The sequence below is a fragment of the Endozoicomonas sp. ONNA1 genome, from assembly GCF_024606325.1.
Lineage (GTDB): Bacteria > Pseudomonadota > Gammaproteobacteria > Pseudomonadales > Endozoicomonadaceae > Endozoicomonas_A.
In genome coordinates, this window is sequence record NZ_JAHHPN010000964.1 from 1 (window position 1) to 11,139 (window position 11,139).

The window sequence follows — 11,139 nt, forward strand, 5'->3', positions numbered from 1 at the left end:
CTGATAGATGCTGTTCATGCTTTTCCTTCTGATTCCTTGAAGAGTTATGGTTTTCGTTCGAACGATAGGAAGAGAAAAGCATCTAACCAGCGATAGAAAAATAAGATGAATAGGGGTCATTGGATAAAAAAATAGGAGGTATTTAGGCTAACCTCCTGAGTTTTATGAGTTTAAAGAGGTGCCGTTATTTTTTATTCCCCAAATAGTCAGAAAGACTTAAAAAACCCTTTTTGGCTCTCCCCTTGCCCACATTGGTATTCACTATAGAACCAATATTTTCTGCTGGTAGGTGTGAATAATTTTTTCTAACAAATAGCTCAGCTGACTGCTTAAAGGTCAGTGTATCGTGACCATACTCACAGTTATGCCTCACAGCCAATAGGGTTGCTTTCAATTTTTCGCTTATATATGGGCAGTTACAACTGATCAATAAATCAATCAAATTTGTTGCATCCTCTGCCCTTTGCACTTTTTGAGCCTTACCCACCCCAAGCCTTGCGAACTGACAGTCAATCCCCTTGGATATAGCCCATTCTCTAATCGAATCCATTGATACAGCAGTGGAGCTTTGTATAGTCCAGTGTCCCTGATATACCTCCCTCATAGTAAAGGAACTAGGATTCATTATCGAAATACAGGGCTTATCTGAAAAGGGTAAAACTTCGAACGCACCGCTGGTGAGTACTTCATGTTCAATTCGGTCTTGCTTTTCCTGAATAACCCTTGCAAGAGTTATCAGGTCAGGTATATCTATTCTACTACTCCTGACTTTCACTGTTTTCACATGAACGACGAGGCGATCAATAACCAGACAACCATCGGGTTTTGTGAGCTCTTCTTTAAGTACTTTCAGATACTCGTAGGCGGAATACAGTTCTTGCCGCTCCTGCTCATTATCAGTTATCGGAACAAAAGGGCCATAGTTTGGTTCAAAGTCAGTAGCAAAACATCTATTGGGATCCTGCCCAACCATAAGCAATACAGCGTCCCTTAAAGTTATTGTTGAGCTGATTGTATGAGGAAAAAGATTAATGGACATGCTTGTTTACCTTCTTATTATTAGTTGAGCTATATGAGAGAAAAATGATTATCAGCCACCAGCTCTCTGGTATTCCTCCAGGTCAATAAGCACTGTTTCAGTACCCTCAATAATTTTGGTCAGAAGAATGTCATAAAGCCTCATGCTTTCCCGCTTTTCAGAAAGGTGTTCATGCCGGTCATAGTGCTTAATATCTACGCCCACTTGGGCGTGGGATTGAAGCAAGTTCCGTTGTTCACGGCTGACTCCAGCATCAATCAGAATATTTTTGATGGTTCGGCGAATATCACGAGCTGTAAACCATTCCGGCTCTGGTCTTCCTTCCTCATTCGCCTGCTTTTTGAGCTTATTGTTGTAACGGCTAAAAGCATTCTTAAAGGAGCCTTCGTTGTAAGAGGTCAATTGACCTTTTGTCTCTGCCTTTCGACTGGGAACTCCAGAGCAAAACGGCCAAGGGTATTTACTTGTTAAAGGCCTAACTTCTTCCAGTATCGCAAGCGCCCGAGCAGTCAGTGGGACAACATGAACCTTTACCTTGCCATTTTTGCCCTTCTTATCAAACAGAGTGACACAGTTACGTGTGAAGTCGTAATCTTCCCAGCGGGCCCTCGCCAGCTGCAAAGGGCGCTGACCACCTGTTGCAAACATGAAACGAATGAAGCACCCCATAACAACGCCAACACGATGCACATCAGTAATGTTGTCCCAAAGTTCTTTTACTTCCTTATGATTTAGCACCCGCTCACCCACTTTAACTGCATGGGTGTTTTTTTTCGTTGTTGCTACAGGGTTGTACTGGATATAAAAACGCTTTTTGCCAACTCGGGTCGGGTCGTAATCCCCCTTCATACCAAAGGAAAAACATGCATGGAGAATTGCCCGAACCCTTACGGATTCAGCTTCTGAACCACGGTTATGGATTTCTGCGAGTATAGAAACAATATCATCTGGTGTTACGTCTTTAGCCTTCTTCGCCGCTATTTGGGAGTATGCCTTTACCACATTACGTTCCAAAGCCTGCTTTGTTTGATGGGCCGAACTTTTACCCTGCCGCTTCTGATCTTCCACATAAGCATCAATCAGATCAGTGAACGAGCCTTTCAGGGCTTCTGCTTCCTGTCGCTGTTTTTCTTCTAAAAGCTCCTGTTCACGCTTGCGTTCCAGCATTTCAAGGTGACCTTTCAAGTCACCTCCACATTCTCTCCTTACATTCGACAGTGCCCTAGCCTTAACTCTGCATTCCGCCAGCTTATAGCCATGACGATCTTTGGTGGCTTTATATAAGCCGATTTTGATTTTGGCTTCTTTACCCTGATGTTTGTATTTGTAGTATGCCTCGATGGCTCCACTCTTTCGCTTTTCAAAAATCAGCGTGCCGTCACCACGGCTGCCAACCATTTCACTCAAGCGGTACTTAATATTCTCAAGCTCAAATGTTGAGAGTTGTGCCATCTTACCTACTCCTGATTATTATTTTTTACAACAGCAACCTCCAAAAGGCTGTATGTGCCGCTCTTACCAATCCTCCATGCGAGTTATTTGTCCGTCATTATTTGCGCCTTCTTTTGCGCCTCTTTTCTGGCGCAACGCAGTGGAATAATATGGAACCTCATAGAATAGCATATAGGCTTTAGGCCCTATAAATAAAGGGTTTTAAGTAGTTTAATGGGATTTCAGGGAACAGTACGGATGTTCGAAAATCTCAACTTGTAATCAGTGGGTCCCGAGTTCGACTCTTGGTGCCGGCACCATACAAAGCCCTGTAGAATCAGGCACTTAAAAGCCTCAGCATAGTCTGGGGCTTTTTTGTATCTGCTCACTTTTTCAGTTTTGGTCCCCACTCTAGTCCCCACTTTATTTTCAATATATTTCCATACATGTATATCCTTCTCACTTCAGCATATATTGGTATGAAATAGAGGCATATGGTTACATATGACAACCTATAACAAGGAATGTTGCCTGGCATAAACCGATGCATGGAAAAAGGTAAGCAGATGGACAGCAAACAAAACAAAAAAATAGCCACCTTCCAACCCGAGGAAGTACCTTATATTGAAGAAGAATCGCTGCATAACAATCTAGAAAAATACTTGCGCCTCATCTTTGAGGGAGCAGATCACACACTAATGACAGAAGAGGAAGCGCTCAGACTCATTACATCTTCAGAAACATTGTATTACCGAGAACTAATGAGATCAGCCGAGCAGAGAGACTGTGTTACAGATGGGTATAAAGCACTGGAGCTATCAGTATCATCTTTGGCTGAACTGATAAAATTTGCTTCGGAAAATAAAGATGCTTTCTCTAAGCAACTGTCGTGTCGGGCTGATCATAAATCCGTTGAAGTGACCCTTGAGTCAGCTAAGTATCTTGGTCGCTCTATTGAGCAAATTGCCATGGATGGAGCCGACCCTATGGATGCCCTTTACATTAGAGGCACCAAAGGACGCAGCAAACCAATCGCGTCAGCTCGCAATACAATGAATAGGCAAAAAGCTTTCCGTTCTGGAGTGGCAGCATTGGTAGATGTTATAAAAGCAACCAGTGAAAGTAAGGTTATTGACATACATCTGGAAGTTGCTGACTTACTCGATATGAAAGATAAAGAAAATACCATCAAAAAATGGCATGACACCTACAAGATTAAAAATAGTAAACTAAAAAGATCGGTGCTGAAGCGGGAGATTCCGGTGGGGTGGGGTGATGGCACAATGGACAAGCTCGGTCAGATTGTTGGTGGCAGTACACCATCAACAAAGCGGCAGAGAATTTCTGTCAGTCAGGTACGCCATGGATTACACCAAATGACCTGTCCAACAACACTGAGTGCAAGTTTATCTCTCGTGGTGCTGTCGATGTAAGCAGTGATGGAATCAAATCTGCTTCTTTGAAAAAATATCCCAAGGGTACTGTTCTTTTGAGCTCAAGAGCACCAATAGGCTATATGGCTATCGCCAGAAATGAAGTAACAACCAATCAAGGCTTCAAGTCACTTATTCCATCCAAGGGTTACTCTTCCGAATTTATTTTCTATGCAGTCCAAAACTGCTTAAAAGCCATTATTCAATATTCTTCAGGATCAACTTTCAAAGAAATTTCCGGAACTGTGCTGAAGACAGTAAAAGTTCGCCTGCCATCAGAACATATCACTGACAAATATACCAGGCAAGTTGAGAGTATTTTCAAGAGGCAGGATATGCTGGAGCAAGAAAGTCAGCAATTGGCAAAACTCCGAGACTGGCTCCTCCCCATGCAGATGAACGGCCAGGTCACCGTAAAATAAGCCCCCGCCATTTCTGTCGTAACGGTATCCAGCCATGACGGATTAGGAAGATCAGACCAGCACTTCCAATCCTTTCTGCTCGATCAGATTTAACAACTTCAGAGAGGGGCCATTCGGCTTTTTGGCCCCCTGTTCCCACTTCTGCACCGTGGACTTGCTGATGTTCAAATAAGCAGCAAATACGGCCTGACTGGCTTTTACCTTGGTACGGATTCCCTTGATTTGCTCGGCGCTGTACTGCTTAACAGGAGGCAGGCACAGGGCGTCAAACTCCCGAAGGGTAGTGTCGTCCATCAAGCCCGCTTCATGGAGGTCTTTAGCGCCATCATGCACTGCATCTAAAATAGATTTATCCATTATTTCTGATCTCCAGTAGTATTCCCGCCGTTACCGCTTTATCCAGATCATGGTCATCGTAACTCAACAGGGTTCTGGCATAGGCTCTGAGCGCCTTCAGCTCTCTTGCGTCAATGTTGGCCTGAGCATTTTTGGCAAAACCGTAGACAAAGAAAGCTTTGTCTTTAAACTGGTACGCCAGAATTGTCCTCAGTCCAGCCCTTTTGCCCCTGCCTGCTATGGCTACACGCTTCTTGAGAACCTGCCCTCCCAGATCTGCGTCAACCAGCCCATTCTCTATTTCGCTGACTGCGGCTAGCAGGGCATCATCACTTAATCCTTCTTTGAAAGCCCATTTACTGAACGCTTTGTTTTTAAATACCCGCATAGTCAACCTTACTCAATCTTGGACAAGTATAGCACTAAGTACCACAAATAAAAGCGACGAATTTTCAGAGTAGTTTATGCTCACCTTGCTTGTCGCTGCCAAGTTGCCAGTAGACAGACAGCATCTTTCAAACGTGGGCTGCTAAAAGGAACCTGTTATGTGCTCTGAAATGACTCGTTCAATGAATAGTGTCTTTTTAGCCTGGCAAGACCCGAAAGAAAGAAACTGGCACACAGTAGGCAAGCTGTCCCAGGACCAGGAACCGTTTATCTTTGATTACACCCTGGGGGCCAGGAACGAATCATTCATCCCCTTTTCCGGGATGGAACAGCTTGACGTTACTTATAAGTCGGACAAACTCTTCCCATTATTCGCCAACAGGCTGCTGAATCCGCGCAGGCCGGCATACAAAATGCTGCTGTCCTGGCTAGGGCTTTCTGAAGAAGAACTTAGTCCGCTACAGGTACTGGCCAGAACTGGCAGCGTAAAAAGCACGGACAACCCGCAAATTTTCCCGGAACTGGACCTGACCGGGAAGAGTGCTATCGAGCTGGATTTCTTTGTTCATGGTGTTCGTTATGTATCTGAATCAGCCAGGCAGCGAATCAAGGCATTGAAAGAAGGTGACAAGCTGCTGTTAATGAATGATTTCCAGAATGAGACTGCCCCCCTCGCCCTGGCCATCAGAACAACGGGAACGCCGGAAATTATCGGCTTTTGCCCAAGGTTTCTGGCCCACGGTTTGGCCGATCTAGCAGCAGACAGGCACTCAGAACTGTCTTTGACTGTTGCTCGGGTCAACCAGGAAGCGCCCCTTTACTATCAGCTGATGTGTGAGCTCAAAGCCTGTTCCAGCCAAACCAGAAACCTGTTTAACAGCCAGGAATTTCAGACAATTTCCGGATCGATTCACTGACCTCTGTGTCAGGGGGGGCCAAACCCGTTGTATTAGACGGTTCCGCTTGCCTTCTGCCTGTAATGGTCGATATCAATCACCCTTTTTTCGGGCTTTTCCACAGTGCCATCAATGATTCTCCCCAGATAGTCATCGTACACTTTTGCAACGTCACGCTTTTCAGGCAAGCGGTCATCGTGGTCGTAATGCCTGGACTCCACTCTGCCATCCTCGCGGCTCTGTAACAGGTAGCGATGCTCCTTCAGTACTCTGCTATCTGCAAACAGGCGGGTAGCTGTCTGGCGCAAATCTTTGGCTGTGAATCGTTCTGGTTGAGGTTCTCTGTATACAGAGGCTTGTTCCAGTATATCCAGCGCCCTTTTGGTAAGAGGAATGACCCGTTTTTTCGGGATAGCATTTTTTCCTTTGGTGTCCGTGAAACTAGCGTTCGCTGGTTAAAGTCGATATCGCTCCAACGGATATGATTCAACTGCTCAGGTCGGTTGCCATAACAGGCAAGACAGAATCTCGCCAGTAACCCATAAAGAGGGCTCCAATCAGGAGTTCCTTTTTCCACGTTATTCCAGAACTGTTGTATTTCGTCATTCGAAAGGACTCTTTCCCGAACTCGCTCATAGTCAGCATACTTGGGGATTGGGACAACCGGGTTGAACTGAATTCCAAAACGCTTACCTGTTTCCAGTTGCTGCCTTGGGTCATAATCTGCTTTCAAGCCAAGGTTATAAGCAGCTAATAGATAGCTTCTGAATCGGTTAAAACCTGTGGTTACTCCACGTTTTAGTATGCGCTGAAAAACAGGCATCAAGTCGTCGGTAGTAATGCTGTTTGCCTTTTGCAGGGAAAGCTCAGGGAATGGGTTGAACAAGTTGTAGGAAAGTGAGCGTTCAACATCTTTGGCCGATGGGGCTTTGCGTCGCTGTAGACTGCCAATGTAGGAACGGCATAAATCTTCTAATGAACCCCGACTGGCTTCGATTGCAGTTTCTCTCTTTAGTACTTCCTGCTTTCTTTGACGCTCGGCTTTCACTACTTCAAGATGCTCCTTCAAATCAACGGGAGCTACCTCTTTTTTCAAACGAGCATATTCTCTGGCTTTCTCCCTTATATCAGGCAAGCTATATCCATTTCTTGCATTACGACCGTAATGACTGATGAAGATCAGCCGGTCTTTACCTTTTGTACGATAGCGATAGAACGCCTCTACCGTGACCCTTTGCCTTTTAAAGATAAGCGCGCCATCTCCTCTTCCACCAACCGCTTCTGTGATTTTGGTCTTTGACTCCCCATCGACCGTCATATTTCCTATTTCAAAGGGTGTGCAAAGGCGCATGCGATTCGTCCGATTTGGTTATTCTTTTGACATCGAAGCAGTGGTCTGGTGTCTATCTAGTCCCCGTATTAGTCCCCACTTCTTTCGGGATAGGAGAGCATTTTATAGTAGTCTTTGGAACTGTAAATATCCATGCATTCTTTTAATATCAAGGACTTAAGGGTATGCATGGAATGTGAAGGGTAGTTATAAAACAACTTTATTAAAGACTTTTAATCAGTGGGTCCCGAGTTCGACTCTTGGTGCCGGCACCATATACAGCGAAGCCCGTAGCGTTAGTGAACACTGCGGGCTTTTTGCTATCTGGAATTTACCATAGGTTATTTTCCAGATAGCCCGTTTTCATAGCCTTTCAGCCTCTGTATTTACCGACACCGAGCCTATGCCTGTTTGGATATTGCGGCCGTACAGATAACCGTTTCGGATAATTGAAGTCAGTGGATCATCAGCAGATTGGACTGCTTACCGGAGTGTCTGGACGTTATTATTGTTCGTTCCGTATCTCTTATTGTCAGTTGCAAGCTTGCAGGAATGCTATTGATTAGGGCACGCCACCTTTTTATGTCCTCAAACACCAGAAATGATCATAACTCCTGTTCCTGAAACTTGTAGCTTTAACCGTCTTGGTATGTATTTGACAGGGAATAGACGATCAAATGAAATCGAAACTCCAGGTTCGACGGATAGATTCAATACTTTTACGTACTTCCCTGAATATAACTAATGATCATGTTCTTCCTTGAGGTTGGTTTATTGGTTTATTCAATGCTGTGTTGTAATGTAAAAAAAACCGCACCGAGATTCAGATAGCACATACTTATGGCGGTGTTTAGTCCACAACACTGAGGAAGGTAATTATGAGAATAACCATGGTAGCTTTAGCTCTTACCTTTGCAGGTTCTGCGCTTGCATCTGAAGAGGGTTTCTACATTGGCGGTAAAGCCGGGTATGAATCAGTCAGCAGTGAGATGGAGTACGGATCACTGAAAATTGATTCTTTTGGTAATCAGGGAAGTATCTATGGTGCTTTTGTCGGTTATAACTTCCCTATTGAACGTGCTATGTATGTGGGACTGGAGGCTGAATACAACCATCACAGAACCAAGGCCGAGTACAAGTTGAGCTCCTTTGAAGAAGAGATCCAGTTTAAAGATGAATATGGTGCAAGCCTGATTATAGGCCACGCTTACAGTGAGACTGTAAACGTCTATGGTCGTTTCGGAATGAGTAATTTAAAGTCAGAAGCCAAAACCTCTGACGGGGATAAAGGGGATGATACTGTTACCGGCTGGCATGGTGGGTTCGGTGTAGAATTTAAAAATGAAGCCGGTCTCCCTATGTCGCTCAGGGCTGAATACCGATATAGCCAGTTCGATGACATTGATTATGACTATGGGACTGACGTAGAAAACAAACCTAAAGCGCATTCGATGTCTCTCAGTGCCATCTATAGCTTCTGACAATTTCTGAATTAACAAATAACCGAAAACCAGATAGGCCGAATGTAAGTTTATGCTCGGCTTATTCTCATTCAAAAAAGATTGAACTTGATTGGGAGCAGGCGATGGTCCGCTTTGTCAAGATAGTTGTCACTGTTACTGGTTAACCAATAATGTGAAACAGTGGGTGGTGGATGTTTAACCGGGCATGATTCTCTCCGTTTAATTTCCTGATGATTTCCTTGCATGGCTTGAATGATCGGTTGAGGATGAAGGTTCATTGTTTACAGACAGAATCAGGGTATTACTATCTGAAAAGAAAGAAAAAATTATTCGATAATAGTGGCAGGATGGGAGGGTAATGATGATATGGAGAATAATTTTTATCAAGACATTACTTTTCTCATAATTTTATAAAAAAGCAATTTGATATTAACTTTGAAAATAAAATCTATGTAAACGACAATGGATGGTCACAGTGATAGAGACATCCAATTTATTGCTTTTTTCTGAGTGTCCCTTACAGCAGTTAATGGATAAGTATAAATACAAGGGCTAGACTTCCTGTCGACTGTTCCAAAGAGTCCAGAGCATGGTCAAGCTACAGCATTATTCAGCCCGGTTAGTCGTCCCTATATTCCTGCTAATGGCTTTGATTGCAGAAGCCCAGACGGCGACTCAATCCTTGAACATAACCCCTTCTCCAACCACGATCTCTTCTCTAACCACGACCTCTGCTTCTTCGAAATCCAATTCGAGAGGTTTGTGTGATTCTCTGATAGGACAAACGGCGGGGGTTGAGCGGCAGCTAAAGCAGTATCGTAGCCTTTTTAGCGGACGAGAGTGCTTTGTTCTGAGTGCCGATCCGGCAGAGGATTTGGCTGATGTGATCAAACAGATTCCTGAGAATGCTGTTATACTTCTCTCTTCCGAAACTGTAGTGTCGTCTTCTACTGCGACTCCTTCTGCATCCGTTGCTCTTGCGACATCTTCGGTATCCTCTGCCCCTGCGCCGGAAAACATCCCGGTTAATTATCTTATTGGTGGTGAAATAACTTTGAAGGACGGTCAGGACATTATCGGGGCGGCAGATGAAGGTTTTGAAATCATTATCAGTCTTGGGTCAGGTTATTATGATCCTCATATGATCAGGATTGGAATGAATGGCAATTTCCAGTTTGGCAATGTGAGAGACAGTCATATAAGACACCTTACTTTCCAGCCAGTTAGTCCTAGTAACACCAATAGGACGGTTGAAAATATTGTTTCAGGAAAGTGTTACAACCGTAGACTGATTGTAGTGAACAACCTGTTTCACCTTCCTCTCACCAAGGCCGCACTTAATCTTGAGTGCAGAGAGTCTCTGGATGCATCGGCCAACGATATACGCCCGGGCCCGGGCCTGCTGTTCGTCAGAAACACGATCATAGGTAAAACCGCAACAAGGTTGCGCGACAGCTATATTCCAGAAGCAGGCGTCTTCATTAACCTTCATACAATCATTAACCAGACACAAAGGGTTGCTGTTATTGAGAATTCATTCGAGGGCGATATGGCTAAAGCGGGTGACTTTATTCTTGGGTTTGGGAGCAGCATGGATATTTTCAGAAACAGAGTCGACATTAACAATGTTGCCAAGACGCGTAGAGAAACTGCTACAGGATCGACTGTACAAAAAGATGGTTTCTCTCTCACAGGTCTTAAAGATCCCAATGTAGAGCCGCCTCTTTTTAATCTGGCAGGTAATCGAATCCACACAAAAACTACAGCGATAGGTGTTGACTCGCGAATTCAACTGGCCCTCGCTTGCAACCATCTTCAGGCAGTCAACCCGTGGCGACAAGCTATACGACAATTCAGCCTGAAAGCCATTGATCCACTACCCTTGGCAGGTGAGTGTGAAAGATCTGTGGGTTCAACCGGTGTCACGGCTACGCCCACTTCACCGACACTCTGCCAGATTGTAAATACCTGGACGGCTATCGCGGGTTCCACTGTCGATCCTACGACTATCATGGGTACCACAGTCAGTCCGACGAATATCACAAGTTCCGCAGTCGGTTCGACGGCTATCACGGGTTCAACAGACGGTCCTTTGAGTGGACTGAACAATCTTGATGGTCAGCTCTATTTTGACCCATCCCTCTGCCCGACAGTGTCTACGCCCTTTGTTTCCAATAACGGTACGCCTTCCTACACCAGCACGGCTTCCGACAACGGTACGGTTTCTGTTTCATCGGCGGGTACAACCGAAGTGATGACTGGTTTGGGTGTCATAACCACTTTGGCCGTATTATTGGCTCGGTAATGGGGTATGCGGTTTCAGTGAGTTTGACTTGTTTACTCATGGCTCCCACGCTCCAGCGGTTATGGCAAACTCCCGACATGCAGGTACAACTACCTTG

The 11,139-nt window shown here is 44.8% G+C and carries 11 protein-coding genes; 5 read left to right on the plus strand and 6 right to left on the minus strand.

Annotated features, from left to right (window positions below; translation table 11 throughout):
• Window positions 1-184: 184 nt before the first annotated feature.
• Window positions 185-1,039, minus strand: coding sequence for a hypothetical protein (locus KDK19_RS23235; RefSeq protein ID WP_257252744.1), 855 nt, complete (start codon window positions 1,037-1,039; stop codon window positions 185-187).
• A gap of 51 nt (window positions 1,040-1,090) precedes the next feature.
• Window positions 1,091-2,491, minus strand: a complete 1,401-nt coding sequence (locus tag KDK19_RS23240) for an integrase family protein (protein ID WP_257252746.1) — start codon at window positions 2,489-2,491, stop codon at window positions 1,091-1,093.
• Window positions 2,492-3,036: 545 nt separating this feature from the next.
• On the opposite strand from KDK19_RS23240, the gene KDK19_RS23245 reads away from it, so the two are divergent.
• Both KDK19_RS23245 and KDK19_RS23250 read left to right on the plus strand, forming a co-directional pair.
• Window positions 3,037-3,903, plus strand: a complete 867-nt coding sequence (locus KDK19_RS23245) for a hypothetical protein (RefSeq protein ID WP_257293052.1) — start codon at window positions 3,037-3,039, stop codon at window positions 3,901-3,903.
• Complete coding sequence (locus tag KDK19_RS23250; protein ID WP_257293055.1) at window positions 3,852-4,325, plus strand: restriction endonuclease subunit S; 474 nt, start codon at window positions 3,852-3,854, stop codon at window positions 4,323-4,325. The genes KDK19_RS23245 and KDK19_RS23250 overlap by 52 nt, the downstream gene beginning before the upstream one ends.
• Window positions 4,326-4,376: 51 nt before the next feature.
• Here KDK19_RS23250 and KDK19_RS23255 read toward each other — a convergent pair whose 3' ends face one another.
• Window positions 4,377-4,682, minus strand: coding sequence for a DNA-binding transcriptional regulator (locus KDK19_RS23255; protein ID WP_257252749.1), 306 nt, complete (start codon window positions 4,680-4,682; stop codon window positions 4,377-4,379).
• Complete coding sequence (locus KDK19_RS23260) at window positions 4,675-5,049, minus strand: type II toxin-antitoxin system RelE/ParE family toxin (protein WP_257252751.1); 375 nt, start codon at window positions 5,047-5,049, stop codon at window positions 4,675-4,677. The genes KDK19_RS23255 and KDK19_RS23260 overlap by 8 nt, the downstream gene beginning before the upstream one ends.
• A gap of 157 nt (window positions 5,050-5,206) precedes the next feature.
• Between KDK19_RS23260 and KDK19_RS23265 the strand changes: the two genes are divergently transcribed.
• Entirely contained in the window at window positions 5,207-5,965 is a 759-nt protein-coding gene (locus KDK19_RS23265; protein ID WP_257293053.1) for an HIRAN domain-containing protein, read from the plus strand.
• A 32-nt stretch (window positions 5,966-5,997) separates the two neighbouring features.
• Here the strand turns inward: KDK19_RS23265 and KDK19_RS23270 are convergent, their stop codons facing one another.
• Together KDK19_RS23270 and KDK19_RS23275 are read right to left on the minus strand one after the other, a co-directional pair.
• Complete coding sequence (locus tag KDK19_RS23270) at window positions 5,998-6,165, minus strand: hypothetical protein (protein WP_257275248.1); 168 nt, start codon at window positions 6,163-6,165, stop codon at window positions 5,998-6,000.
• Between the two features lie 41 nt (window positions 6,166-6,206).
• Complete coding sequence (locus KDK19_RS23275; RefSeq protein ID WP_257293054.1) at window positions 6,207-7,295, minus strand: hypothetical protein; 1,089 nt, start codon at window positions 7,293-7,295, stop codon at window positions 6,207-6,209.
• A gap of 857 nt (window positions 7,296-8,152) precedes the next feature.
• Between KDK19_RS23275 and KDK19_RS23280 the strand changes: the two genes are divergently transcribed.
• On the plus strand, window positions 8,153-8,755 hold the full coding sequence (locus KDK19_RS23280; RefSeq protein ID WP_257252757.1) for an outer membrane protein: 603 nt from the start codon (window positions 8,153-8,155) through the stop codon (window positions 8,753-8,755).
• Between the two features lie 571 nt (window positions 8,756-9,326).
• Complete coding sequence (locus KDK19_RS23285; protein WP_257252758.1) at window positions 9,327-11,042, plus strand: hypothetical protein; 1,716 nt, start codon at window positions 9,327-9,329, stop codon at window positions 11,040-11,042.
• Window positions 11,043-11,139: the final 97 nt, after the last annotated feature.